26 protein-coding genes are annotated in these 24,277 nt (G+C 64.6%); 15 read left to right on the forward strand and 11 right to left on the reverse strand.

From position 1 onward, the window contains the following. The first annotated feature begins 107 nt into the window (after nucleotides 1-107). The 5 genes from R3P93_RS02050 (at nucleotide 108) to R3P93_RS02070 (ending at nucleotide 6,113) form a co-directional block, all read left to right on the forward strand. Nucleotides 108-1,553, forward strand: a complete 1,446-nt coding sequence (locus R3P93_RS02050; RefSeq protein ID WP_094642314.1) for a WS/DGAT/MGAT family O-acyltransferase — start codon at nucleotides 108-110, stop codon at nucleotides 1,551-1,553. Nucleotides 1,554-1,564: 11 nt separating this feature from the next. Next, nucleotides 1,565-2,089 carry a DUF6912 family protein gene (locus R3P93_RS02055; protein WP_068045663.1) on the forward strand — a complete coding sequence of 175 codons (525 nt, stop codon included), beginning with the start codon at nucleotides 1,565-1,567 and terminating at the stop codon, nucleotides 2,087-2,089. A gap of 124 nt (nucleotides 2,090-2,213) precedes the next feature. Next, a complete protein-coding gene (locus R3P93_RS02060; RefSeq protein WP_094642485.1) occupies nucleotides 2,214-3,329 on the forward strand; it encodes a ferredoxin reductase in 1,116 nt (371 codons plus the stop codon). 108 nt (nucleotides 3,330-3,437) lie between these two features. After that, a complete protein-coding gene (locus R3P93_RS02065; protein ID WP_068045660.1) occupies nucleotides 3,438-4,739 on the forward strand; it encodes a fatty acid desaturase family protein in 1,302 nt (433 codons plus the stop codon). A gap of 123 nt (nucleotides 4,740-4,862) precedes the next feature. Continuing rightward, nucleotides 4,863-6,113 carry a fatty acid desaturase family protein gene (locus R3P93_RS02070; RefSeq protein WP_094670836.1) on the forward strand — a complete coding sequence of 417 codons (1,251 nt, stop codon included), beginning with the start codon at nucleotides 4,863-4,865 and terminating at the stop codon, nucleotides 6,111-6,113. A 51-nt stretch (nucleotides 6,114-6,164) separates the two neighbouring features. Here R3P93_RS02070 and rsgA read toward each other — a convergent pair whose 3' ends face one another. The 3 genes from rsgA to ybaK are packed head-to-tail and all read right to left on the reverse strand — an operon-like array spanning nucleotide 6,165 to nucleotide 8,965. Continuing rightward, nucleotides 6,165-7,199 carry a ribosome small subunit-dependent GTPase A gene (gene rsgA, locus R3P93_RS02075; RefSeq protein ID WP_068045653.1) on the reverse strand — a complete coding sequence of 345 codons (1,035 nt, stop codon included), beginning with the start codon at nucleotides 7,197-7,199 and terminating at the stop codon, nucleotides 6,165-6,167. Beyond that, complete coding sequence (aroA, locus tag R3P93_RS02080) at nucleotides 7,151-8,467, reverse strand: 3-phosphoshikimate 1-carboxyvinyltransferase (RefSeq protein WP_317532314.1); 1,317 nt, start codon at nucleotides 8,465-8,467, stop codon at nucleotides 7,151-7,153. Before aroA ends, rsgA begins: the two co-directional genes overlap by 49 nt. Before the next feature lie 6 nt (nucleotides 8,468-8,473). Beyond that, nucleotides 8,474-8,965, reverse strand: a complete 492-nt coding sequence (gene ybaK / locus R3P93_RS02085) for a Cys-tRNA(Pro) deacylase (protein ID WP_094688850.1) — start codon at nucleotides 8,963-8,965, stop codon at nucleotides 8,474-8,476. A 90-nt stretch (nucleotides 8,966-9,055) separates the two neighbouring features. Between ybaK and R3P93_RS02090 the strand changes: the two genes are divergently transcribed. Both R3P93_RS02090 and rsrA read left to right on the forward strand, forming a co-directional pair. Continuing rightward, nucleotides 9,056-9,838 (forward strand): sigma-70 family RNA polymerase sigma factor, encoded by a 783-nt coding sequence (locus tag R3P93_RS02090; RefSeq protein WP_094642309.1) that lies wholly within the window; start codon nucleotides 9,056-9,058, stop codon nucleotides 9,836-9,838. Then, nucleotides 9,835-10,143 carry a mycothiol system anti-sigma-R factor gene (gene rsrA / locus R3P93_RS02095; RefSeq protein ID WP_255183292.1) on the forward strand — a complete coding sequence of 103 codons (309 nt, stop codon included), beginning with the start codon at nucleotides 9,835-9,837 and terminating at the stop codon, nucleotides 10,141-10,143. Before R3P93_RS02090 ends, rsrA begins: the two co-directional genes overlap by 4 nt. A 76-nt stretch (nucleotides 10,144-10,219) precedes the next feature. Here rsrA and R3P93_RS24585 read toward each other — a convergent pair whose 3' ends face one another. Continuing rightward, entirely contained in the window at nucleotides 10,220-10,294 is a 75-nt protein-coding gene (locus R3P93_RS24585; RefSeq protein WP_370878772.1) for a 50S ribosomal protein bL37, read from the reverse strand. Between the two features lie 119 nt (nucleotides 10,295-10,413). Between R3P93_RS24585 and R3P93_RS02100 the strand changes: the two genes are divergently transcribed. Further along, nucleotides 10,414-10,629 carry a biotin/lipoyl-binding carrier protein gene (locus R3P93_RS02100; protein WP_008717734.1) on the forward strand — a complete coding sequence of 72 codons (216 nt, stop codon included), beginning with the start codon at nucleotides 10,414-10,416 and terminating at the stop codon, nucleotides 10,627-10,629. A 21-nt stretch (nucleotides 10,630-10,650) separates the two neighbouring features. Further along, the gene (locus R3P93_RS02105) at nucleotides 10,651-12,129 is read left to right on the forward strand and encodes a sensor histidine kinase (RefSeq protein WP_068045643.1); all 1,479 of its coding nucleotides are present in this window, start codon (nucleotides 10,651-10,653) and stop codon (nucleotides 12,127-12,129) included. 130 nt (nucleotides 12,130-12,259) lie between these two features. Here R3P93_RS02105 and R3P93_RS02110 read toward each other — a convergent pair whose 3' ends face one another. After that, nucleotides 12,260-12,514 carry a WhiB family transcriptional regulator gene (locus R3P93_RS02110; protein WP_032366305.1) on the reverse strand — a complete coding sequence of 85 codons (255 nt, stop codon included), beginning with the start codon at nucleotides 12,512-12,514 and terminating at the stop codon, nucleotides 12,260-12,262. 264 nt (nucleotides 12,515-12,778) lie between these two features. After that, nucleotides 12,779-13,732, reverse strand: a complete 954-nt coding sequence (locus tag R3P93_RS02115) for a diacylglycerol/lipid kinase family protein (RefSeq protein ID WP_068045641.1) — start codon at nucleotides 13,730-13,732, stop codon at nucleotides 12,779-12,781. A 61-nt stretch (nucleotides 13,733-13,793) separates the two neighbouring features. Between R3P93_RS02115 and R3P93_RS02120 the strand changes: the two genes are divergently transcribed. After that, on the forward strand, nucleotides 13,794-14,222 hold the full coding sequence (locus R3P93_RS02120; RefSeq protein ID WP_094642307.1) for a hypothetical protein: 429 nt from the start codon (nucleotides 13,794-13,796) through the stop codon (nucleotides 14,220-14,222). 9 nt (nucleotides 14,223-14,231) lie between these two features. Here R3P93_RS02120 and R3P93_RS02125 read toward each other — a convergent pair whose 3' ends face one another. Together R3P93_RS02125 and R3P93_RS02130 are read right to left on the reverse strand one after the other, a co-directional pair. After that, a complete protein-coding gene (locus tag R3P93_RS02125) occupies nucleotides 14,232-14,708 on the reverse strand; it encodes a GNAT family N-acetyltransferase (RefSeq protein WP_317532315.1) in 477 nt (158 codons plus the stop codon). Beyond that, the gene (locus R3P93_RS02130; protein WP_317532316.1) at nucleotides 14,705-15,346 is read right to left on the reverse strand and encodes an acid phosphatase; all 642 of its coding nucleotides are present in this window, start codon (nucleotides 15,344-15,346) and stop codon (nucleotides 14,705-14,707) included. Before R3P93_RS02130 ends, R3P93_RS02125 begins: the two co-directional genes overlap by 4 nt. A 181-nt stretch (nucleotides 15,347-15,527) precedes the next feature. On the opposite strand from R3P93_RS02130, the gene R3P93_RS02135 reads away from it, so the two are divergent. Continuing rightward, nucleotides 15,528-16,994 carry a DHA2 family efflux MFS transporter permease subunit gene (locus tag R3P93_RS02135; protein ID WP_094642306.1) on the forward strand — a complete coding sequence of 489 codons (1,467 nt, stop codon included), beginning with the start codon at nucleotides 15,528-15,530 and terminating at the stop codon, nucleotides 16,992-16,994. A 59-nt stretch (nucleotides 16,995-17,053) separates the two neighbouring features. After that, nucleotides 17,054-17,848, forward strand: coding sequence for a ParA family protein (locus R3P93_RS02140; RefSeq protein WP_068045629.1), 795 nt, complete (start codon nucleotides 17,054-17,056; stop codon nucleotides 17,846-17,848). 21 nt (nucleotides 17,849-17,869) lie between these two features. Here the strand turns inward: R3P93_RS02140 and R3P93_RS02145 are convergent, their stop codons facing one another. Together R3P93_RS02145 and R3P93_RS02150 are read right to left on the reverse strand one after the other, a co-directional pair. Next, nucleotides 17,870-19,114, reverse strand: coding sequence for an Rv3212 family protein (locus tag R3P93_RS02145; protein WP_317532317.1), 1,245 nt, complete (start codon nucleotides 19,112-19,114; stop codon nucleotides 17,870-17,872). 9 nt (nucleotides 19,115-19,123) lie between these two features. Beyond that, nucleotides 19,124-20,788 (reverse strand): DEAD/DEAH box helicase, encoded by a 1,665-nt coding sequence (locus tag R3P93_RS02150; RefSeq protein ID WP_317532476.1) that lies wholly within the window; start codon nucleotides 20,786-20,788, stop codon nucleotides 19,124-19,126. A gap of 286 nt (nucleotides 20,789-21,074) precedes the next feature. Between R3P93_RS02150 and R3P93_RS02155 the strand changes: the two genes are divergently transcribed. Both R3P93_RS02155 and R3P93_RS02160 read left to right on the forward strand, forming a co-directional pair. After that, complete coding sequence (locus R3P93_RS02155) at nucleotides 21,075-21,806, forward strand: ferritin-like fold-containing protein (protein WP_317532318.1); 732 nt, start codon at nucleotides 21,075-21,077, stop codon at nucleotides 21,804-21,806. A 106-nt stretch (nucleotides 21,807-21,912) separates the two neighbouring features. Further along, the gene (locus R3P93_RS02160) at nucleotides 21,913-22,140 is read left to right on the forward strand and encodes a DUF3107 domain-containing protein (RefSeq protein ID WP_068046048.1); all 228 of its coding nucleotides are present in this window, start codon (nucleotides 21,913-21,915) and stop codon (nucleotides 22,138-22,140) included. A gap of 73 nt (nucleotides 22,141-22,213) precedes the next feature. Here the strand turns inward: R3P93_RS02160 and R3P93_RS02165 are convergent, their stop codons facing one another. Continuing rightward, nucleotides 22,214-22,867, reverse strand: coding sequence for a TetR/AcrR family transcriptional regulator (locus R3P93_RS02165; RefSeq protein WP_068046045.1), 654 nt, complete (start codon nucleotides 22,865-22,867; stop codon nucleotides 22,214-22,216). Between the two features lie 396 nt (nucleotides 22,868-23,263). Between R3P93_RS02165 and R3P93_RS02170 the strand changes: the two genes are divergently transcribed. Next, a complete protein-coding gene (locus tag R3P93_RS02170) occupies nucleotides 23,264-24,247 on the forward strand; it encodes a DUF3152 domain-containing protein (protein ID WP_317532477.1) in 984 nt (327 codons plus the stop codon). Nucleotides 24,248-24,277: the final 30 nt, after the last annotated feature.

Below are 24,277 nucleotides of genomic sequence, written 5' to 3' on the forward strand. Positions count from 1 at the left end.
CCCGAGAGCGACATTCGTCCGCCACGTACTCTAGGTTCGAGCACACTGCGCGCTCGGCCACAGGAATCGGCGCGTACTTCACGCGAGGACGGGGACTGGAACACGCGATGGCGACCAGGCTGACAGCGCAGGATGCGTCGTTCTATTTTCTCGAGGCCAGTAGCAGCCCGATGCACCTCGGGTCGCTCGCCATCTTCCGGACTCCGCGCAGTGGATTCAGCTACGACCGTCTGCTGTCGTTGGTCGAGCAACGCCTGGCATTGGTTCCCCGGTACCGGCAGAAGGTGCGTGAGGTCGCCTTCGGGCTGGCCAGGCCGGTGTGGGTCGACGACGCGGATTTCGACATCACCTACCACATCCGCCGTTCGGCACTACCCAAGCCGGGTTCGGACGATCAGCTGCACGATCTGATCGCGCGGCTGACCTCGCGCCCACTCGATCGCACCCGTCCGCTGTGGGAGATGTACCTGGTCGAGGGGTTGTCGAAGAATCGTTTCGCCGTCTTCACCAAGTCTCACTCGGCGCTGGTCGACGGTGAACACGCGCTCGACATCGGTCAGGTCATACTCGATGCCAGCAAGAATCCGCCGCCGATGGCCGAGGAACTCTGGATGCCCGCGCGCGAGCCCAAGGATTCGGCGTTGGTCATCGATGCTCTCACCGACTTGGTGGTACGTCCGGGGGAGAGCGTCGAGGCACTGCGCGGCGCGGTCCACGGCGCTGCCGGTGTCGCGGGTGGGGCCCTGCGGGCCGCAGCGAAGGTCGCGGCCGTGCTGCGCACCGCGACCCAGAGCGCGCCGTCGAGTCCGCTGAACGCCCCGATCTCGCGAAACCGCAGATTCGCGGTGGCCAAGACCGAGCTCGCCGACTATCGCAGAGTGCACAACAGGTTCGGCTGCTCGATCAACGACGTGGTGCTCGCTGTCGTCACCGGGGCACTGCGCAATTGGTTGCTCTCCCGAGGCGAGCCCGTCACGGCGTCCTCCACGGTGCGGGCCATGGTGCCCATGTCGGTGTACGTCTCGGTCGATCGGGTCGGTTTCGGAGATGCGGCCGATCGGCCGATCGATGCGACGGAGGAAGATCGCAGCGAGGTCTCGTCGTTTCTAGTCGACCTGCCCGTCGGTGAATCCAATGCCGTGGTGCGGCTCTCGCACATTGCGCACGCCACCGAGGCCCACTCCAAGCAGAGTCGCGGCGTCACCGCTCAGACCTTGATGCGCATCTCCGGATTCGCGCCTGCGAGCCTGCACGCGATGGGCGCGCGAGCGGGTAGTCGGCTGTCCCAGCGGGTGTTCAATCTGATCGTCACCAATGCCCCCGGACCACAGTTCCCGCTGTATGTGGGCGGTGCGCGCATGCTCGAGATGTATCCGGTGTCGCCGCTGTTCGAGAACCAGGCGATGAGCATCGGGCTGACGTCCTACGACGGCTACGTGTTCTTCGGGCTCAATGCAGATCGAGGTGCCATGCCCGATGTGGACGTCGTCACGGCGCTTCTGCACGAGGCGCTGGAAGAGTTGGTCGACGCGAGTAACGAATCGAGAGTGTGAGGTCTTCTGTCATGCGTGTCTACGTTCCGGCGACGCTGGAGTTCTTGAAAGTGCTGTCGGCGGAGGGCGAGTTCAGCCCGGTCTCGCGCACGGCCTTCGCGGTGACACCGACACTGCGTGAGGCCTATTCGTCCGGCGACGACGAGGAGCTCTCCGAGGTGGCGATGGGGGAGGCCGCCCGGGCCTCTCTGCGTTTGATCGCCGCAGCAGTCGACGACGAGACCGACACCGGGACAGTCGCCGAAGGGGTGGTGTATCGGAGGGCGGTGATCGCGGCCGATGTCGACGATCCGACACTGCGTCCCGATCTGGACGACGCCGTCGTCCGCCTCAAAGAGCCGTTGCGGATGGATCAGGTCGCGTCGGTCCACGTCGATCTCGAAGGTGCCGAATCGGCGGTCGCCAAGGCCGTCGCCGCGGTCGATGCCGCGGACATGGGAGACGAGGATGCGGAGTTCGTGCTGGGAGATGCCGAGGATCACACGCTCGCGTGGTACGCCCCGCAAGAGTTGTCGTTTCTGCTCGAACTGCTGTGATTCCGTGGTGTTCGTTCGCGCACGATTCACACCGACACAGGTGTTCCCGAACCCGAACCTACGGTAGCGTAACCTCGATGACCGCAAGCGGTTCAGTATCTCGATCGAGGGGATGGAACACCCGATGGATCTGAAGAAGTGGCTGGAGGCTCCGGCGGCCGGAGTATCGGCCCCCAAGCGTCCGAGACTGAACATGGTGCGTGGTGCCTTCACCCGCATCACCACCCCCTTGTTGCCCGACGACTACCTTCATCTCGCGAATCCTCTGTGGTCGGCACGCGAACTCCGCGGCCGCATCGTGCGAGTGGAGAAGGAGACCGCCACGGCGGTGACCCTGGTGATTCAGCCGGGTTGGGGCTTCAATTTCGACTACCGGCCCGGTCAGTACATCGGGATCGGGTTGCACCTCGGCGGGCGATGGCACTGGCGGTCGTACTCGTTGACCTCCCCGCCGAACTGGGAAGACAAGCTGATCTCCATCACCGTCAAGGCGATGCCGGAAGGCTTCCTCTCCTCGCATCTGGTCGGCGGTGTGCCGCAGGGGACCATCGTTCGGCTGGCCGCCCCGAAGGGCAATTTCGCGCTGCCCGTGCCGCCGCCGAACAAGATCCTGTTCGTCACGGCCGGTAGCGGCATCACCCCGATCATCTCGATGCTGCGGGCCTTGGATCGCCACGGCGACATGCCCGACACCGTGCACATCCACTCGGCACCGACCGAGGACGAAGTCATGTTCGCGGCCGAGATCGCTGCGCTCGAGAAATCGCATCCGAACTTCACCTCGCATGTGCAGCTGACACGATCGGACGGCAAGTTCGCACTCGCCTCGCTCGACGAGCTCTACCCCGACTGGCGCACGCGCGACACCTGGGCGTGTGGACCGGCAGCACTGCTCGAGGAGATCGAGAAGACCTGGAAGCGAGAGGGAATCGAGGACCGGCTTCATCTGGAGCGGTTCGAGATCTCGCGCGCCGATACCTCCGGTGCCGGCGGCACCGTCACGTTCTCCAAGTCGGACAAGAAGACCACTGTCGACGGCGCGACCAGTCTGCTCGAAGCAGGCGAGAACGTCGGAGTTCAGATGCCGTTCGGCTGCCGGATGGGTATCTGCCAGACATGTGTGGTGCCGTTGACTTCGGGGCATGTCATCGACCTGCGTTCCGGTAAGGAACACAGCGAGGGCGACCGCGTCCAGACGTGCATTTCCGCAGCTGCGGGCGACTGCACACTGGAACTGTAGGTCTGTTTCTCGCACACTGCCTTCTCAGACTGTTCGGTTACGCTTACGTAGGTTGCCCACGTCGAAACCCGATATTTCGGGCACTGCACTCAACTGTTGGAGGACCCGGTGGCCATCACCGACATCAAAGAGTTCGCTCATCTCAGCGAAGCGGACATGGAAGCGTTCGGTCGCGAACTGGATTCGATTCGTCGAGACGTCGAAGACAGCCGTGGCGAGCGCGATGCCGCATACATCCGTCGGACCATCAGACTGCAGAGGTTGCTGGAGCTCGGCGGCCGCGCGGTGCTGCTCGGCAGCAAGTATCGGCCGGCGTGGATCGCCGGCACAGCGATGCTCAGTGTCGCCAAGATCATCGAGAACATGGAGCTCGGTCACAATGTGATGCACGGGCAATGGGACTGGATGAACGATCCGGAGATCCATTCCACCTCGTGGGAGTGGGACCAGACCGGGCCGTCCGAGCAGTGGAAGCGAGCCCACAACTACTCGCACCACACCTACACCAACATCGTCGGCATGGACGACGACATCGGCTTCGGCATTCTGCGCATGACCCGTGACGAGCCGTGGAAGCCGATCAATCTCGTTCAGCCGCTTGCCAACATCGTGCTGGCCACCACCTTCGAGTGGGGCATCGCGCTGCACGATTACGACGCGCAGAAGCAGCTGGACGGCGAGGACCAGAAGGGTCTGCTGAAGTCTCCGGCGAGCCGAGCCTTCGCGCGCAAGATCGCCAAGCAGGTCGGCAAGGATTTCGTCCTGTTCCCAGCACTGTCCGGCCCGGCGTGGAAGTCCACGTTGACCGCCAACGCGACGGCCAACCTGGTCCGTAATCTGTGGGCCTACGCGGTGATCTTCTGCGGTCACTTCCCCGACGGCGCCGAGAAGTTCACGATCGGGCAGTTCGAGACCGAGACACGCCCCGAGTGGTACCTGCGTCAGATGCTGGGTAGTGCCAATTTCGAGGCCGGTCCGGTCATGGCCTTCATGAGCGGCAACCTCTGCTACCAGATCGAGCACCACATGTTCCCGGATCTGCCGAGCAACAGGTACTCGGAGATCGCCGAGAAGGTGCACGCTCTGTGCGAGAAGTACGATCTGCCGTACACCACAGGATCACTCGGCAAGCAGTACTTGCTGGCGCTGCGGACCATCCACAAGCTGTCGCTGCCCGACTCGTGGCTGCGCGCCACGTCCGACAACGCTCCCGAGACGTCGTCCGAGCGACGATGGCGGGAGGGCGATTCGCCTACCGTCCACGCGCTTCGAATCGATCCGCTCACCGGGCAGCGCCGAGGTCTGCGTTCGGCAATGCAAGAGGCACGCGTGAGCTTGCGCAACGCCAAGAAGGAAGCCAAGCGTCAGGCCAAGAGCCTGCGTCGCTCGGGTGACCGCGTTTCGTTGTGAATCGTCACACAGATTTCCGCCACTAACCTACGGAACCGTAACTTACGATACGGTAGGTGATGGAATTGCACATGGCCTGATAACGCGAGCTGTGTGTTCACGACTGCCAGGAGGTTGTATCCCATGGCGATTACGGACGTCAAAGAATACGCGCATCTGACCGATGCCGACATCGAGGCGTTGGGCCACGAGCTCGACTCCATCCGACGTGACATCGAAGCGTCCCGCGGCGAACGCGATGCCCGGTACGTCAAGAACACGATCCGCCTGCAGCGATCCCTCGACATCGGTGGCCGGGCCGTGCTTTTCGCCAGCCGCAAGCGTCCCGCTTGGCTGGTCGGCACCGCCATGCTCGGGGTCGCGAAGATCATCGAGAACATGGAGCTCGGCCACAACGTCATGCACGGCCAGTGGGACTGGATGAACGACCCGGAGATCCACTCCACGTCGTGGGAGTGGGACAACACGGGCCCGTCGGCTCACTGGAAGCAGACGCACAACTACATCCACCACAAGTACACCAACGTGCTCGGCATGGACGACGACGTCGGCTACGGTCTTCTCCGCGTCACCCGCGATCAGCGGTGGAAGCCCTTCAACATCGGCAACCCCGTCTACAACCTGCTGCTGCAGTTGTTCTTCGAGTACGGAGTGGCGCTTCAGCACCTCGAACTGGGCAAGGTCGCCAAGGGTCGAGTGCCCCGCGAGGAATTCGAGCAGAAGCGGCGCGAGGTGCTCGAGAAGGTCGGCAAGCAGATCGGCAAGGACTACATCCTGCACCCGTTGCTGACCGGACCTGCCTGGAAGAGCACGTTGACGGCGAACATCGTCGCCAACATGATCCGCAACGTGTGGACCAACACCGTCATCTTCTGTGGCCACTTCCCGGACGGTGCGGAGAAGTTCACCAAGTCCGACATGGAGGGTGAGACGCAGGGGCAGTGGTACCTGCGTCAGATGCTCGGCAGCGCGAACTTCAATGCTGGTCCCGTCATGGAGTTCATGAGCGGCAACCTCTGCTACCAGATCGAGCACCACCTGTTCCCGGACCTCCCCAGCAACCGCCTGCGGGAGATCAAGGTTCGGGTGCTCGAACTGGCGGAGAAGTACGACCTGCCGTACACGACCGGTTCGATCGTTCACCAGTACTTCCTGTCCTGGAGAACCATCGCGAAGCTGTCGCTGCCGAACAAGTACCTGAGGGCGACCAGCGACGACGCCCCCGAGACTGCGTCCGAGCGTAAGTGGGCCGACGCGCCGGCGGGCCTGTTCACCGTCGATCCCGAAACCGGCAAGCGTCGTGGTTTGCGCACCGCCATCGCAGAAACGAAGAAGCGCAAGGGAATTCGCAGGCTGGTCGGTAAGGCCGCGTAAGTCCTGCACCGAATTGGAGCCTGGTGGCAACCGACCCCGAGCGGGTGGTTGCTACCAGGCTTCGTTCGTTCGAACGGCTTCGAGCAGGAGGCGCACCGCAGCAACACGTCGAGCTGCGTCTCCGGTGAGGGAGTCGAGGGCGCACTCGGGATCGGCGGGCGGGCCGAGGTGCGTGCATCCTCGGGGGCAGTTCTCGATCGTGTCGGCCAGGTCGGAGAACGCTGCGACGACGTTTTCGGGGGAGATGTGCGCCAGTCCGAACGACCGGATCCCGGGAGTATCCACCACCCAGCCGCCGCCGGGAAGCGGTAGCGCCACCGACTGTGTCGAGGTGTGGCGGCCCTTGCCGACGCCCGAAACCACCCCCGTGGCGCGATAGGCGTCGGGCACCAGCCGGTTGACGAGCGTGGACTTTCCGACGCCCGAGTGTCCGATGAGCGCGGTCACCGAGTTCGTCAGCATCGAGGTCAGCTCCGTGAGGTCCTCGGACTGGCCCGCCAGCACCACCGGTACGTCGAGATCGGAAAAGGCGGCGGTGAATTCTTCGGGGTCGGCCAGATCGCTCTTGGTCAGGCACAGAACGGGTTCGAGTCCGCCGACGTACGCCGCCACGAGTGCTCGTTCGACGAAGCCGGTGCGAGGAGGTGGATCGGCGAGCGCGGCGACGATGAGCAGCCGGTCGGCATTGGCCACCACGACGCGCTCGAACGGGTCGGTGTCGTCCGCGGTGCGACGCAACACCGTCCGCCGCTCGGCCACGCGCACGATGCGAGCCAGAGTGTCGACCTTGCCCGACAGATCTCCGACGATACCGACCTCGTCTCCCACCACGATCGGAGTTCGGCCCAGCTCGCGGGCGCGCATCGTCACGACCGGCCGTGCCGGGTCACCGTCGAGCACGCATCCCCAGCGGCCGCGGTCGACGGACACGACCATGCCTGCTTCTGCGTCGTTGTGCTCGGGTCGAGTCTTGGTCCGTGGTCGCGAACTCTTGCCCGGTCGGATCCGAACGTCGGACTCGTCGTACCGGCGCGCGGTCAGGAGCCGACCCCGCTCGGTGTCGGTGCGGACAGCATTGCGTCCCACAGCGTTTCGAAACCGGGGAGCGTCTTGGCGGTGGTGCCGATGTCGTCCACCTCGACCCCGGCTACCCGCAAGCCGACGATCGCGCCTGCGGTCGCCATGCGGTGGTCGGCGTAGGAGTGCCAGACGCCTGCGCGCAGCGGTGCCGGATCGATTCGGATGCCGTCGTCGGTCTCGACGGCGCGTCCGCCGAGTCGGACGATCTCGGTTGTCAGTGCAGCGAGTCGGTCGGTCTCGTGGCCACGCAGATGGGCGATGCCACGCAGAATCGACGGCCCCTCGGCCAGTGCGGCGAGCGCCGCGACCGTAGGGGTCAGTTCGCCGATATCGTGCAGATCGAAATCGATGCCGCGCAACGTATCCGGGCCCTCGACGGTCAGGATGCCTGCGGTCAGGTCGACCCGAGCGCCCATCAGGGTGAGTATCTCGCGGAATGCATCGCCGGGCTGAGTGGTCGATTCGGGCCAATTCGGCACGCGCACTCTGCCTTTCGTCACCACCGCTGCAGCAAGGAAGGGGGTGGCGTTGGACAGGTCCGGCTCGATGGTCCAGTCGATCGGCGCGACCGGGCCTGGGTGCACCCGCCAGGTGTTCGCGTCACCACCGGACTCGGGGGTATCGACTCGCACGCCCGCACGCCGCAACATCTCCACGGTCATGTCGATGTGCGGCATCGACGGAACGGGCTTGCCGATGTGGTGGATTTCGATTCCCTCGTCGAAGGCCGCAGCGGAGAGCATCAGACCGGAGACGAACTGCGAAGAGCCCGAGGCGTCGATCTCGACCGATCCGCCGCGCAGCGAACCGGTGCCACGCATCGTGAACGGCAGCGCGCTGCCGTCGATCTCGGCCCCCACCGCGCGCAGAGCGTCGAGGATCGTGTCGAGCGGTCGGATACGTGCCTGCTCGTCGCCGTCGAACGACACTTCGCCTGCGGCGAGCGCAGCCAGGGGTGGCACGAAGCGCATGACGGTACCTGCCAGCCCGCAGTCGACGGCTCCGCCGTGCAGCGGTGCCGGAGTCACCCGCAACGACGTCCTGTCGTCCTCCGCGGCCTCGATATCGATGCCCAAGGTTGTCAGGGCGTCGATCATGAGATCGGTGTCACGGCTGCGCAGGGCACCGGTCATCGTCGACGAGCCGGTGGCGAGCGAGGCGATGATCAGTGCGCGATTGGTGATCGACTTCGATCCGGGCAGAGTGACTGTCGCGTCGACGGGTGCGACGGCGGCGGGGGCTGTCCAATTGCTCACCCGTCCATCTTCTCTCATTCGGGATCAGCGCGCGGCGATGGGCGCGGATGTAGCGGCTGTGAGCCGGACGAGATCGGCCGGTGCGAGTTCGATCTCGAGTCCGCGCCGACCTCCACTGCACAGAATCGTCTCGAGACCGAGGGCCGAGACGTCGATCACGGTGGGCAGGGATTTGCGTTGGCCGAGAGGTGAGATACCGCCGAAGACGTACCCGGAGGAGCGCTCGGCGGCAGTCCTGTCGGCCATCGTGATCTTTCTGGTGGACAGCGCGGCGGCCGCGGCCTTGAGCGAGAGCGTCGTCGTCACCGGGACGATCGCCACCGCCAGCGAGCGATCCGCTCGTTCGACGACGAGAGTCTTGAAGACCTGTTCGGGCCGAACGCCGAGTCGTTCGACGAGTATCTGTGCCGCCTCCTCGCCGTAGGACTGCGCCCGTGCGTCGTGGTCGTACGAATGCACGGTGTGCGCCACTTTTCGTGCGGTGAGCAGCGCGAGAGCAGGTGTGGACGCAGCCATTCACGGGACTCTAGCGATCGGGCGGGAACACGGCGGCACGACGCCGTGTTGTGCAACAACAGATACGAATGCAGGTGGAAGGAATGACGAATGGCAGTGCTGACCGCGGGACGTCCCCTCGCGCTGAAGGGGGTGATCTCTTCGCAGAAGTCGACTTCGGGCGCGGTAGCCTGGGCGGTGGAAGCTATCGAAGGGATCAGCGTGACAGAAGCCAGCAATCCCGTCGCTGACGTGGACGACGAGAAGGCGATCGCGGAGCGCAGAGCTGCCGAGACCGAGGCGCAGTTGACCGAGCGCTTCGAGCGCGACGCGCTGCCGATGCTCGATCAGCTCTACGGCGCAGCTCTGCGTATGACGCGCAACCCCGCCGACGCCGAGGATCTGGTTCAGGAGACGTTCGTGAAGGCCTACTCGGCTTTCCGGTCGTTCCGTGAGGGCACGAACCTCAAGGCGTGGCTGTACCGAATTCTCACCAACACCTACATCAACTCCTACCGCAAGAAGCAGCGTCAGCCCGCTCAGTACCCGACCGACGAGATCAGTGACTGGCAGCTCGCCGCCACCGCCGAACACACGTCGACGGGGCTGCGTTCCGCCGAGGTCGAGGCTCTGGACGCGTTGCCGGACGACGACATCAAGGCGGCGCTGCAGTCTCTTCCCGAAGAATTTCGGATGGCTGTCTACTACGCCGACGTCGAGGGGTTCCCGTACAAGGAGATCGCCGAGATCATGGGCACTCCCATCGGCACGGTGATGTCGCGTCTGCACCGCGGACGCAAGCAGCTGCGGGGCCTGCTGGCAGGGGTTGCACGCGAGCGTGGTTTCAACCGGGACGGCGCAGTCGACCGGCACGAGCAGGAGGTAGTCCAGTGACGGGCACCGGAAAGATCGACGGCGGGAACGACGGCGACGCACAGTTCGAGCGCCTCGACTGCTCGGCGGTGATCGCGGACGTGTGGGTGATGCTCGACAACGAATGCGACGAAGCGAGCCGATCCCGTCTGCAGAAGCACATCGACGAATGCGGATCGTGCTTCGAGGCCTACGGAATCGAAGAGAAGGTCAAGCGGCTGATCTCACGCAAGTGCGGGGGAGACCAGGCACCGGCCGGGTTGCGCGAACGACTCAGCGTCGAAATTCGACGAACCGTGCTGATCCGCCAGACGGACTCCGAGTAGTCGCAGTTCCTACTCACAAACGACGAGGGGCCGAGAAGCAGTCGCTTCTCGGCCCCTCGCGGCTTGTGGCAAACCGTCAGCTGTTGGGACGTTTGCCGTGGTTGGCCTTGTTGCCCTTACGAGCACGCTTCTTACGTCCACGCTTTCCCATGATGGGCTCCTCTCGTTTGTTCACTACAGTCTCCCACGTGTGATTGGCTTACTGTGACGGGCCTGGTCTCATATGGGTGTCCAGCGCAGTTCGTGGTGACGTGAGAGAGGGGTTCGCCGATGTCCGAGGACGTTCGCGCGGAAATGGTGTCCACTGTGTTTCAGGTGGTCGTGGCCCGAGGCGATGCCGTCGAGGTCGGTGACACCCTCGTGATCCTGGAATCGATGAAGATGGAAATTCCGGTGCTGGCCGAGACCGCAGGGACGGTCACGTCGGTGGACGTCGCGGTGGGCGACGTCATTCAGCAGGGCGACCTCATCGCCGTCGTGTCCTGAGCAACGATCACGTGAGATCTCGTGTCGACCCTCAGTGACCTTCTGGCCGAGCACACCGACCTCCCCGGTGTTGCGGTGGACCATCTCCAACGCGTCGTAGGCGAGTGGCAGCTGCTGGCCGACCTCTCGTTCGCCGATGTGCTGCTGTGGGTCGGCACGGACGACGTCTCCAGTGGGACTGCCGACGTGCTGTGTGTGGCCCAGTGCCGGCCGACGACCGCGCCCACGGTCTTCACTCACGACATCGTGGGAACGACGATCTCCGAATCCGAGCACCCCGATGTGATGGTCGCGCTGCAGCAGCGGAAGATCGTGCACGGAGGCGTGGTGACGCGAACCGAGAGCATCCCGGTGCGTTGCGGAGAGCACGTCATCGCGGTGCTGACCCGCGATACCAATCCCGCGCAGCTTCGACCGCCGAGCGCCCTCGAGGTGGCGTATCGAGAATGCGCCGACGACCTGTGTCTGATGATCAGCGAAGGCACGTTTCCCACCCCCGAAGAGCGCACCGATGTGAACTCGTCCCCCCGTGCAGGCGACGGATTCATTCGCGTCGACACCGAGGGGCTGGTGGACTACGCCAGTCCCAACGCCCTCTCGGCGTACCACCGGATGGGATTGACGACCGAGCTGTCCGGCCGGGATCTGGCGTCGGTCACGCGGTCGCTGGTCACCGACCCTTTCGACTCGCAGGAAGTGGCCGACCACATCAGGTCGTCGCTCAACGGCAACGTGGGACATCGGATGGAGGTCGATGCCCGCGGTGCCACAGTTCTCGTGCGCACGCTGGCCCTGCAGCCGCGCGGAAGGTCTGCCGGGGCGGCCGTGTTGATCCGCGACGTCACCGAGGTCAAGCGCCGCGATCGTGCTCTGCTCAGCAAGGACGCGACCATCCGGGAGATCCACCATCGGGTGAAGAACAACTTGCAGACGGTGGCGGCGCTGCTCCGACTTCAGTCGCGCCGACTCGAGAACGAGGAAGCGCGCACGGCGTTGTCCGAGTCGGTCCGTCGAGTCACGTCCATTGCACTCGTGCACGAAATGCTGTCGATGTCGGTGGACGAGGAAGTGGACCTCGACGAGATCGTCGATCGATTGGTGCCGATCATGCTGGATATAGCCACGGTCAATCCGAGGGTGCGAGTGGTGCGCGAGGGCAAACTCGGAGTCTTCTCGGCCGAACGCGCGACGCCCTTGGTGATGGTGCTCACAGAGCTGGTGCAGAACGCGATGGAGCATGGATTCGACGCCGGGTCGGCCGGTGTCGTCCGAATCGGAGCCGACCGGTCCGCGAAATGGCTGGATGTGGTCATCCACGACGACGGGCGCGGTCTGCCCACCGGGTTCTCTCTGGAACGTTCGGACGGCCTCGGACTGCAGATCGTGCGCACTCTGGTCTCGGTGGAGCTGAACGGATCGCTGGGTCTGCATCCCGCGGCGGGTGGGGGAACCGACGCGATGCTGAGGGTTCCTCTGGGACGGCGTGTGCCCAGGCCCTGATGCACGTTCGGTGAACAGTGCGTAACGGGCTCTTCGACCGCCAGAGGGACGCTGGAGGCCCGTGGAACGCAGAAAGCCCGGTATCCGCTACAGCGGATACCGGGCCTCGAGCGTGTGCTGGTTTCGCGTCCTAGACGGAGCTGCGTGCGCGCGTACGTGCGTTGCGTCGCTTGAGTGCACGGCGCTCGTCTTCACTCATTGCGCCCCATACTCCTGCGTCCTGGCCGGATTCGAGTGCCCAGGACAGGCATTCAGCGGTGACGGGGCACCGAGTACAGACGACTTTGGCATCGGCGATCTGCGCGAGCGCCGGACCACTGTTTCCCACCGGGAAAAATAGTTCCGGATCTTCATCGCGACAAATAGCCTTGTGGCGCCAGTCCATCCTCTGCTCCTTACCGGGCGCCGTAGCGCCGTTTCGTTTCTCTTCTGTTCACGAGTGGGTAACCAATGTTTCCGCACTGTTGCTTGTGAATGCTTTCACGAACTCAGGTGAAGTCAAGGGGTACGCGCGTGACCGTGGTCAAGCTCACTCTGTTAGGCTCGCTTTAGCCTTCTGCGCTCCTTTGTACCCCGAGTGAACAGATTTCGCTCGTGATTTCACAGAAAGTGCGCTCTGCGCCTCAGTGTGGCTCGGCACACGCTGCCCTCACATGCTCGGCGCAACCACCTGCAGCGCGTCGGGAGTGGAGAAGAACTCGGCCTCGGTGCGTTCGCCCAGGTAGTCGCCGTCCATCTGCAAACCGACCGGTTCTGCCGAGGAAATTCGGACGCTCGGTACATCGTCGATGCGAATCAGCTTGCGAGACTTCGGTTCTGCGCCTTTGGCAAGCAGCTGGCGAGAGACCCGCAACGTCGGGAACAACGCAGTCGAGCGCATACCGAACACTCCGAGACCCGAATCGAAACCGGTACCCGGATTGGTGTGCACCGGCCTCTGGTTCAAATAAGTCCACGGACTCGAATTCGACACGAACGCATAGTGGACTCCCTCGAACGGATCCCGACCCGGAACCTCCACCGTCAACCGAGCCGGCTGCCGCTTGTGCTTGAAGAACTCCTGCACAGCCGACCGCAGATACCGCGTCGCAGACACCGGCTTGCCGTCCTTACGGCCGGCATCGATCGCCCGACACACATCGGCATCCAGACCCATACCCGCGTTGAAGGTGAACCAGCGATTGTCGCAATGCCCCAACCCGATCGTCCGCCGCGCCCGTGCATCGAGCAGCCCGATCAACTGATTCGTCGCCGCCACCGGATCGGCCTCGATACCCAACGAACGAGCGAACACATTCGCACTGCCGCCAGGAACGACCGCGATCGGCGGAATCGCACCGATCGTCACCGCCTGCATCGACGTCGGCAACGGCACCCCGAGCAAACCGTTGATCACCTCGTTGACCGTCCCGTCACCACCGTGAACGATCACCAACCCCATCCCGTCCTCACGGGCACCCCGAGCCAGCTCCGACGCATGATCACGATGAGTCGTCTGCGCAACCGTCACCCGCACCCGACTCGACAACGCATGAGCCAACAGATCCCGAGCCGCAGCAGTCGTAGAAGTCGCATTGGGATTGACGATCAGCAGCGCACGCACGAGCAATGACACTAACCGGGTCGTTCCGCACGCTCCACTCCCGGTTGCCTAGGCTGGTCGCGTGTCCACCTCACCCGAGAACCTCACCCCGCCGGCCACGTTTCGATCCGCCGGGGCGCTCGTCGCGGCGCAGGGCGTGGCGTCGTTGGTGGCCGCGATCGTCCTACTCGTCCGAGCGTTCTCCGGAGAGGGAGAGAACGCAGTGGCCAACGGGTACGGCACCGCCGGGTGGTTCGGTGTCCTGGGCATCGGAGTCGGAGCCGCAGGCGTCGCCCTGATCCTCGGAAAACGCTGGGGACGATCCATCGCCACCGTCGTACAGCTCCTGCTGCTGCCCGTCGTGTGGTCGCTGTTGACCGGATCGCACCAGACCGTCTACGGCGTCGCCCTAGGAGTCGTGGTCGTCGGCGTGCTCGTCTTGCTGTTCAGCCCGCCGTCCTCTCGGTGGATGGCCGCCGAATACAGTGACGTCGACGACGACCTCCGCTGACGTAGTCGTTCAACGCGCCTGGATGGCCAACTCGGACAATGCATCCTCTGTCAGGCGGAACGTCGTCCACTCGTCCTGTGGCTCTGCCCCGAGCGAACGGTAGAAGCCGATCGACGGGGTGTTCCAGTCCAGAACCGACCAGGCCAACCGCGTGTACTGCCGATCGACGCATTCGGCGGCCAATGCGGCGAGCAGTGCAGTTCCGAAGCCTTCTCCCCGCGCGGCGGGTTGCACGTAGAGATCCTCCAGATAGATTCCGTTGACTCCGTCCCACGTGGAGAAGTTCAGGAACCACAACGCGCATCCCACCACCGTCCCCTCGTGCTCGGCGACGTGTGCGAACACCGACGGCTGCGCTCCGAACAGAGCGGCGCGAAGCTGCTCGTCTCGAACGGTGCACAGCGAGGACGACTTCTCGTATGCGGCGAGTTCGTGCACGAGAGCGGTGACGGCGGGAACATCGGCCTCGGTGGCGCGGCGAATCATCCTGGGTTTCCTTCCGGTGCCGTGGCGGCGGTGAGGATCGACGGGTGCACGTTGTGCGCGACGAGCTGGCGGAACGAATGCTCGAAGCCGAGCAACGAGTACGCGGCGGGCGAGAGGGCGAAGCGTTTGCCCTCGGTGATGGGGGCCTCGGTCCAGCCGGCGATCAGTGCGCGCGAGAAGTGGCCGTGACCGACCAACACGACGTCGCGGCCGCTCAACAGCGGCAGGACGACCGAGAGCACCATGTCGACGCGTACGGCGATGTCACCGATGGACTCACCACCCGGACATGGATGCGTCCAGACGGTCCAGTGCGGCACAGTTTCGTGGATCTGCGTCGACGTGATGCCTTCGTATTCTCCGTAGTCCCACTCCGACAACGCATCCCACTCCCGATCGACCTCCAGGCCTGCGAGCTCGGCGGTTCGACGTGCGCGCTCTCGCGGGCTCGTGATCACCAGAGGATCGCGCAGGTTCAGTAATCGGAGCAGCGATCCGGCCTCGACGGCCTGTTGCTCGCCGACGCTGGTGAGGGGGACGTCGGTGTTACCGGTGTGCTTGCCGGCCAGAGCCCATTCGGTCTCGCCGTGCCGGAGTAGAACGACTCTGCCTGCCTCGACGCCGCCGTGTGTGGTCATGGAACGATCATGCCTGCCCGCGTGATGTGGCCCTTGTCATAGTCGACCTGCGGATGTGTCCGATTTGTCGATTGAGTACAGACCTACCGGCCGGTTACTCTCGTTCCGAATCGTCACTGCCATGGGCGACGCAGCTCTGTCCGTCGTGCCGCACAGCTCCTTCTCATCGACTTGGAGAACCATGACCGACCTGCAGAAGCCCGCGTCGCCCGATTCTCCGGAGAAGCTCGACGGCGCGTTGCTGAAGATCGCCGGGGTCGTCGTGCTCGGGGCCATCATGTCGATACTCGACGTCACCGTCGTCAGCGTCGCGCTCCGGACCTTCACCGACGTCTTCGAGACCACCTACGCCAATGCCGCGTGGACGATGACGGGCTACACGCTCGCCCTGGCCACCGTCATACCGCTGACGGGGTGGGCTGCCGATCGGTTCGGAACCAAGCGCCTCTACATCACGGCGCTGGTGCTGTTCGTCCTCGGTTCGGTGCTGTGCAGCTTCGCGTGGGACATCACCTCGCTCATCGTCTTCCGAGTGCTGCAGGGCCTCGGCGGAGGCATGCTGATGCCACTGGGCATGACGATCATGACGCGCGCCGCAGGCCCGGAGCGGATCGGGCGCGTGATGGCCGTGCTCGGTGTCCCGATGCTCATCGGGCCCATCGCGGGGCCGATCCTCGGAGGCTGGCTGATCGAGGCGGCGAGTTGGCACTGGATCTTCCTCATCAATCTGCCGATCGGCATCCTCGCTCTGATCGCGGCCGTGCTGATCTTCCCCAAGGACAACCCGACTCCGTCCGAGTCCTTCGATTTCCGCGGCATGCTGATGCTCTCGCCCGGCCTCGCACTGTTCCTCTACGGCGCGTCCTCGGTCGTCGAAACCGAAACCGTTCTCGCGGTGAAGGTGCTGGTCCCGGTCATCATCGGACTCGTGTTGATCGTTCTGTTCGTGTTCCATGCACTGCGCGTGCAGCATCCCCTGATCGATCTACGGCTGTTCCGGAACAGGTCGCTCACCGTGGCCGTGATCACCACGACGCTCTTCATGGTCGCCTTCATGGGCGCGGGTCTGCTGTTCCCGAGCTATTTCCTGCTTCGTGGAGAAACGACGTTGACTGCCGGGCTGCTGCTCGCACCACAGGGCATCGGCGCGATGATCGCGATGCCGATCGCCGGAGTGATCGCCGACAAGTTCGGTCCCGGCAGGATCGTGCTGGTGGGGATGGTGCTCATCACCGCAGGGATGGCGGTGTTCACTCGGGTCGGCACCGACACCTCGTACACCTTGCTGATCGGTGCACTGTTCGTCATGGGACTCGGACTCGGTTCGACGATGATGCCGATCATGACGGCTGCGCTGCAGACGTTGACCGACGAGACGGTTGCGCGCGGCTCGACGTTGATGAACATCGTCCAGCAAGCGGCCGGGTCGATAGGTACCGCACTGATGTCGGTGGTGCTGACCGCTCAGCAGAAGCCCGCACTGACCGCAACCAGCCAGATCGAGGCCTTCGACATCTCGGCCAGGGCCTTCGGGACCACCTTCATGGTCGCGTTGGTACTGATCGTCGTCACGTTCGTTCCCGCCTTCTTCCTGCCCCGGACGAAGCACGTGACCGAGCGGTCCGCGGCACCGATCTCGCTGCACTGACGCGCCCGAGAGATGCCGAACCCTCGCTCATCGGCTCGATGTAAGCAAGGATCAGGGCCGTGACGACAATTCTCGCGGTTGCGAATCAGAAGGGCGGCGTCGCCAAGACCACCACGGTGGCTTCGCTCGCGGCGGCGCTGCATGCTCTCGATCGACGAGTCCTGGTGGTCGACCTCGACCCGCAGGGCTGTCTGACGTTCTCTCTCGGACACAATCCCGACAAGCTCGATTCCTCGGTGCACGAGGTGCTGACCGGGGATGCGAAGGTCGAGGACGTGCTGATCGAGACTGCGGAAGGAATCGTTCTGCTTCCGGCGACGATCGATCTCGCAGGTGCGGAAGCCCTGCTGCTGATGCGCGCGGGTCGTGAGTTCGCGCTCAAGCGTGCACTCGCGCCGATCCTCGAGGACTTCGATGTCGTCGTCATCGATTGTCCGCCGTCGTTGGGGGTGCTGACCCTCAACGGCCTCACCGCCGCACAGTCGGTGCTCGTGCCCCTGCAGTGCGAGACTCTCGCTCATCGCGGGGTCGGGCAGTTGTTGCGAACGGTGTCCGAGGTGCAACAGATCACCAACCCCGATCTGACGCTGCTCGGTGCCCTTCCCACACTGTTCGACGCCCGCACCACGCACAGCAGGGATGTGCTCGGCGACGTCTCGGACCGCTACTCGTTGCCGGTTCTCGCACCGCCGATTCCGCGGACCGTACGCTTCGCCGAGGCCAGTGCCTCGGGCGCGACGGTACTCTCGGGACGAAAGAACAAGGGCGCACAGGCCTATCGAGAACTTGCCGAGAATCTGCTGGCGTACTGGGACGGTCAAGCCGATCTGAAGACCTACGATCCGGCGGAGTAGAACGAAGCCCGTGCCGGCGGGTCAGCCGAGAGCGACCACGTCGGAACCGCGTTGCTCGACGACCACATCGCCGATCACCGACATCTGTATCGGGCCGGCGTAATCGCCTCGGTCGACCGGAATGTCGGCCACCCTGACACCGGTGGAGAGATCGACCACCGAGATGCCGTCGGGCACCGGTAAGAGGAGTCGGCCTGCCATGACCGCTCCACTTCCGAGGGCCCCGGGGACGGTCCAGAGAGGGCTCAGGTTGTTGGAATCGAACGCCTGGACCCCCGTGCCGGTGAACCAGGTGAGAGCCGAACCTGCCTTCGTCGCAGGAAGATCCGGGGTAGGGGAGGAGCCGGTCGGAAGAGTGAATTCGGACAGTTTCGCGGCCGCGTCGTCGTAGAGTCCTACCCGGTCGGGCGCGCCGTTTTCCGCTGGAATGTACAGCGCGACAACGCTGCCCGTGATCGCGATGATCTGCCCGGCAGTGGGTGCGTCGGATCGGGGAACGAGTTCCGGTACCACCGTCGACCCGTACTCCTCAGGTTTACCGGCGTCCTTGGGCGCAGGATTCATCAGCGACAATCGGGCAGCGGTCTCTCCCGGGCACTGTTCGAGCACAGCCGTCCGCGAGTTCGTCGACGCCGAGGACAGCAGCGTGCACCCGGTTCGCGGCTGACTACCCGGATTGACCGGGGCATCGACTCGACCGTATTCGAGGGTGCGCACCATGTCCGACCGCCACAGCTCCATGCGCGTGTCGCCCCTCGACGTCACGTAGGTGCCATCGGAGGACAGGCGGACCGCATCGTCGGCGTCGGAAGTGCGCTGCGCCTTGCGCTCTCCGGTCGGCCCGTCGAGTTCGGTGACCTGAGAGCAACCGCGGTCGTCGCGGTAGACCGCGACCGCGGTGTTCCACGACGAGACCACCGAGCAGAGCGGGAGATCTCTCGAGTACGACCAGGATGGCTCTCCTGACCGTGGATCGCGGCCGAGGACGGAGCCCCCGTCCGCCGTCACCACCGTGGACCCGGTGACGACAGGGAGTGGGGTTCGCGTCGAATCCGTCGCTGCACTCGGCGCACGCCACAATTCGGTGAGCGCAGTGGGCACCGCGAGCGCGGGCTCGGCCTGAGCCAGCGGCTCCTCGGCCGGGATCGATGTGGTTCCGCGAGCATCACCGGTGAACCAGGCGATGCTCGCGGCAACCACTACCACCACCGCGATGACGGCGGCGACGACGAGGTCGGTTCTCGTCCTTCGTTCTGGAGCCAGCACGGCGGGAGATTACTCCGACGCGCTCGCAGTCGAGGGTCCGGCGTCGGCGGACGACCCACTGGGGCGACGACGCCTGCGGCGGCGCGGCGCAGTCTTGGTGACCGTGTCCGCGGACGCCGCATCGGACGTATCCGACTGTTCGGCAACCGATTTCGTTGCCGGTGCGGAATCGTTCTGCGCAACGCTGGTTGCGGCGGTGTTGTCGCCGTCCTGCCCTGCGCGGGTTCGACGCCGACTGCGTGAGCGGCGCGGCTTGGTAGCCGAAGACGCGTCGGCTGCCGTCGCCTCGCCGTCGTCCGCCTTCTCCGGGGCGCGCGAGGGTGCCTTGCGTACCGTGCCTGTGGCGTCGGTGGCGATACCGAGGTCGGTGAACAGGTGCGGCGAGCTCGAGTAGGTCTCGACCGGATCCGGCATGCCGAGATCGAGCGCCTTGTCGATCAGCTGCCAACGGGGGATGTCGTCCCAGTCGACCAGGGTGACCGCGATGCCGGTGCGCCCGGCACGGCCGGTGCGGCCGATGCGGTGCACGTAGGTCTTCTCGTCCTCGGGGCACTGGTAGTTGATGACGTGGGTGACGTCGTCGATGTCGATACCGCGGGCCGCGACGTCGGTCGCCACCAGAACGTCGATCTTGCCCGTCCGGAACGACTTGAGGGCCTTCTCGCGCTGGACCTGGCCGAGGTCACCGTGCACGGCACCGACCGAGTATCCGCGCTCGGCCAGCTCGTCGGCGACCTTCTGGGCGGTGCGCTTGGTGCGGGTGAACACCATGGTCGCGCCGCGACCCTCGGCCTTGAGAACTTTGGCGACCATCTCGACCTTGTCGAGGGCGTGGGCCCGGTAGACGTGCTGGGCGGTGCGGTCGTGGACGGCCGAGGACTCCGCCTCTTCGGCGCGGATGTGCGTCGGCTGAGTCAGGAACGTCCGGGCCAGAGTGATGATGGGGCCGGGCATCGTCGCCGAGAACAGCATCGTCTGACGCTTGTCGGGAACCATGCCGAGGATGCGCTCGATGTCGGGGAGGAACCCGAGGTCGAGCATCTCGTCGGCCTCGTCGAGGACCAGGACTCCGACCTTGCCGAGGATCAGGTGGTTCTGCTTGGCGAGGTCGAGCAGTCGGCCCGGGGTGCCGACGACGACGTCGACGCCGTTCTGCAACGCGCTGATCTGCGCCTCGTACGGACGGCCACCGTAGATGGAGAGCACCTTGACGGGGCCGTTCGCGCCGCTGAGGTACTTGGATGCGTTCTCGAGGTCGGAGCTGACCTGAACGCACAGTTCACGGGTCGGCACGATCACCAGGGCGCGGGGAGTGCCGTCGAGCGGGGAGGTACCGGAGTTGTCCGTGGCGAGTCGGTGCAGCAGAGGCACACCGAAGCCGAACGTCTTGCCCATTCCGGTGCGTGCCTGACCGATGAGGTCGTCGCCCGCGATGGCGAGCGGCAGCGTCAACTCCTGGATGGCGAACGTCCGCTCGATTCCCATCTCGGAGAGCGCGCGAACGATGGTGGGGTCAACGTTCAGTTCGGCGAAAGTGGGGGGTACGTGCTTGTCGTCCAGCTGCGCCGACAGCGTGGTGTCGCCGGTGTCGGATTCTTGGTCGATGACTATCTTGCTCAGGGGACTGGCCTTCCTCGTGGTCGAACGTGCGCACGAGGAAGGGCATAGGCCTATTGCCGGCCGAAGTCGATGCCCTCGATCCGATGTGATGTCGCCGTCAGCCTCAGCGCGGCCGCGAACTGCGATGTCCGCTGCGGCGAAGCTGTCGAGGCGACCCGGATCAGGTGCGCACACATTATCGATGACCGTCGTGTGCTTCTTCGGTCCGTTTCATCGGTCCGCGAGTGACGATCGAGCACCATGGTAGCTTGCCGAACGGAATTCTCCATTGTCGGCAGGTCACGATAGGTCCAGCGCGCGCCGCGACGAGGCGTCGGGCACCGGACTACGATTGCCAGCCATGGGAGCCCATTCGTCGGAGCCGTCGTCCGCAGTTTCACCCACCACTGTCGTCGAGTCGCCCGAGTCGGATCGAGTCGAGCCGTCGATCGCGCACGATCACCCCGGTATTCCGGATCTGTTCGCGGTGCTCGCGTACGGCGAGATTTCCGCGTTCTATCGCCTGGCGGACGACGCTCGAATGGCTCCGTCGATGGAGGGTCGCGTCGCGCTCGCGAGCATGGCGGCTGCGGAGATGAGCCACTTCGAGACGTTGCAGAGAGCCTTGTCCGATCGTGGTCTCGACGTCTACGCCTCGATGGACCCGTTCGTTCGCGCCCTGGACGAATACCACGAGTCGACGACGCCGTCGACGTGGTTGGAGTCGTTGGTCAAGGCGTACGTGGGTGACGGCATCGCGGCCGATTTCTACCGGCAGATCGCGCACAGTCTCGCCCCCGACGTGGCCGAGATCGTCCGCGACGTGCTGGCCGAGACCGGGCACTCGGAATTCGTGGTGCACGAGGTGTCCGATCGGGTTCGTGCGAGCTCGCAGGAGAAGGCGCGATTGATGCTGTGGGGTCGTCGTCTGCTCGGTGAGGCCATCACCCAGGCGCAGTTCGTGCTCGCTCGCCGTGAGTCGCTGACCGATCTCGTCATCACCGCATCGGGAGACCTCAACGGTGTCGTCGCACTGTTCGATCGCATGCAGGAACAACACGCGGAACGGATGTCCTCACTCGGCCTCGACTGACCGCACAGGACTGTGTTCGCTGACAGCACAGGGCGTCGGGCGTCTGGCTCGACGCCGCTGCACTAGCCTGGCGTGAGCAGAGTTGTCGAGAGTTCGGAGGTTGACCGTGGAGGTCAAGATCGGTGTTTCGGAGAGTTCCCGTGAGCTCGTCGTGAACAGCACGCAGTCCCCGGCCGAGGTCGAAGCGCTCGTATCGACCGCCTTTGCCGGTAAGGACGGAGTGCTGGCGTTGGAGGACGAGAAGGGACGCAAGTTCTTGATCCAGGCTTCCAAGGTGTCGTACGTCGAGATCGGTCCGTCCGATTCTCGGAAGGTCGGATTCGCGACCGCCTGAGACTGCTCGGAACGCAGAACACGCCCCTCACTCGCATCGAGTGAGGGGCGTGTCGAGTTTGCGGGTTGCGAGGCTACGGCGCCTGCAGGGGAACGTGCGACAGACCGCCCCAGGCCAGCGAGACCGTGGTGTCGACGGCGTCTTCCTTCGAGATCGGCCGGTCGGCTTCGAGCCAGTACCGAGCGGTGAACTGACTGGCACCGACCAGGCCTACGGCCAGTACGCGAGCTCGATAGGGATCGAGTCCGGAATCGTGGGCAACGAGGTCGAAGACGGCGTCGACGCACGCTTCGGTTGCCTGCTCGACGCGTGCATTGACCTGCGGGTCGCCCATCAGATCGGATTCGAAGACCAGGCGGAATCCCTGTGTGTCGGTGTCGACGAAGTCGTAGAACGCCAGCACCGCGGCACGAACTCGTTGCTTGTTGTCCGTGGTCGAGCGTAGAGCCTGGCGTACTCCTGCGATCAGGGTGTCGACGTAACTTTGCAGCACCGCCAGATAGAGCTCGAGTTTTCCGGGGAAGTGCTGATACAGGACCGGCTTGCTGACGCCCGCGCATTCGGCGATCTCGTCCATTCCGGATGCGTGGTACCCACGGGTCACGAATATCTCGCTCGCCGCAGCGAGCAGTTGCGCCCGACGGGCATCGCGAGGCAGCCGTGCGCCGCGCCGATTGCCGGTGGTGGCCGGCCGGTCCGAAGACCTCCGGTCGTCGAGATCTGTCATCAATTATGTTCCCATCCGCGTCGACAGCTGCGCTCGTCTTGGTTCGACAACGAACGGTCCGGCATGAACTTCCGGCGGGTAGCCGTCGGTTCGGACCGCTCGTAGCGCAGATCACGGGCAACGATACTCGTGGCGGCCGGCACCCACGGGATCCTGGGGGACCGTTGCGGAAAGTGGGCGATACCGGAACATGTCGAGCGGTTTGTTCGTACGATGTTTTCGTACCGAAAACCCGATAGTTCCATTCCCGGTCTCGGCGTGCCGAGCAGCGGGCGGTGAGGATTGTGAGATCGTGTTCGAGTGACTGACCGAGGCGGGCCGCGTATCCGCGGTGGTGTGCAGTCGGACGGCGTCGACGACGGTTACGACGATCGCGCGGACGATTTCCCACGCAGTGTGGGCAGTCGCGGGTCGCATCAACCGCTCCGCGCGCAGTGGGATCCGACGCAACGCGAGGTCAAGCTGCGCAGTCGTCGACCGGATCGCGATATCAGGAAGCAGAGCAAGCTCGGAAAGTTCGCGTCCACGTACGGCTGGCGGGCGTACGCGGTGCCGATTCTGATCGTGGTGACCGCGCTCGTCGTATTCGATGCCGTGCGGACCGGCGACCCCGTCACCGGCACCGCAGCGCAGTCGACCAACGCCGATCCTGGATTCGGCACCTTGAGTTCGGATACGACGTCGGGTACCGGAATCATCGGCGTTCCGCCGCAGGCCGACGGTAACTTCGCAGCGTCGATATCGTCGGGTGAACTGCCCGACGGTGGTCCGTTCGCGGTGGAGGGGGCCGGAACGTGGCACACCGTGCCGGGGACAACGGAGCAGGTGGGGCAGGGGACCGAGCGGGTGTTCACCTACACGGTCGAGGTCGAGGACGGCGTGGACACGGTCGGGTTCGGCGGCGACGAGTCGTTCGGCCGATTGGTGGATCAGACCCTTACCAACCCCAAGAGTTGGACCAACGATCCACGGTTCGGATTCCGTCGCATCGATCAGGGCGATCCCGACTTCAGGATCTCGCTGACGTCGCAGATGTCGATCCGGCAGGCCTGCGGTTACGACATTCAGCTCGAGGTCTCCTGCTACAACCCCGGCATCGAGCGAGTGGTGCTCAACGAGCCGAGGTGGGTGCGTGGGGCGATCTCGTTCCAGGGCGACATCGGCTCGTACCGCCAGTACCAGATCAATCACGAGGTCGGCCACGCGATCGGCTACCAGCAGCACCAACCGTGCGAGACCGACGGTGGGCTCGCTCCGGTGATGATGCAGCAGACATTCGGAACGAACAACGACGACATCGCGCGACTGGACCCAGCGGGCGTCGTTCCGATGGACGGCAAGACCTGCCGATTCAATCCGTGGCCCTACCCGCGAGGCTGATCGGCTGGGTTTCCGACAGGCCGGGGGATT

The organism is Rhodococcus cerastii, assembly GCF_033042195.1.
In the GTDB taxonomy this organism is placed as follows: Bacteria; Actinomycetota; Actinomycetes; order Mycobacteriales; family Mycobacteriaceae; genus Rhodococcoides.

Bases quoted from the DNA above. Each gene is read 5' to 3' on its own strand.
- R3P93_RS02050 (WP_094642314.1), top strand. From the start codon at position 108: ATGGCGACCAGGCTGACAGCGCAGGATGCGTCGTTCTATTTTCTCGAG.
- R3P93_RS02055 (WP_068045663.1), top strand. From the start codon at position 1,565: ATGCGTGTCTACGTTCCGGCGACGCTGGAGTTCTTGAAAGTGCTGTCG.
- R3P93_RS02060 (WP_094642485.1), top strand. From the start codon at position 2,214: ATGGATCTGAAGAAGTGGCTGGAGGCTCCGGCGGCCGGAGTATCGGCC.
- R3P93_RS02070 (WP_094670836.1), top strand. From the start codon at position 4,863: ATGGCGATTACGGACGTCAAAGAATACGCGCATCTGACCGATGCCGAC.
- aroA (WP_317532314.1), bottom strand. From the start codon at position 8,467: ATGAGAGAAGATGGACGGGTGAGCAATTGGACAGCCCCCGCCGCCGTC.
- ybaK (WP_094688850.1), bottom strand. From the start codon at position 8,965: ATGGCTGCGTCCACACCTGCTCTCGCGCTGCTCACCGCACGAAAAGTG.
- R3P93_RS02090 (WP_094642309.1), top strand. From the start codon at position 9,056: ATGGCAGTGCTGACCGCGGGACGTCCCCTCGCGCTGAAGGGGGTGATC.
- R3P93_RS02100 (WP_008717734.1), top strand. From the start codon at position 10,414: ATGTCCGAGGACGTTCGCGCGGAAATGGTGTCCACTGTGTTTCAGGTG.
- R3P93_RS02110 (WP_032366305.1), bottom strand. From the start codon at position 12,514: ATGGACTGGCGCCACAAGGCTATTTGTCGCGATGAAGATCCGGAACTA.
- R3P93_RS02125 (WP_317532315.1), bottom strand. From the start codon at position 14,708: ATGATTCGCCGCGCCACCGAGGCCGATGTTCCCGCCGTCACCGCTCTC.
- R3P93_RS02130 (WP_317532316.1), bottom strand. From the start codon at position 15,346: ATGACCACACACGGCGGCGTCGAGGCAGGCAGAGTCGTTCTACTCCGG.
- R3P93_RS02135 (WP_094642306.1), top strand. From the start codon at position 15,528: ATGACCGACCTGCAGAAGCCCGCGTCGCCCGATTCTCCGGAGAAGCTC.
- R3P93_RS02155 (WP_317532318.1), top strand. From the start codon at position 21,075: ATGGGAGCCCATTCGTCGGAGCCGTCGTCCGCAGTTTCACCCACCACT.
- R3P93_RS02165 (WP_068046045.1), bottom strand. From the start codon at position 22,867: ATGACAGATCTCGACGACCGGAGGTCTTCGGACCGGCCGGCCACCACC.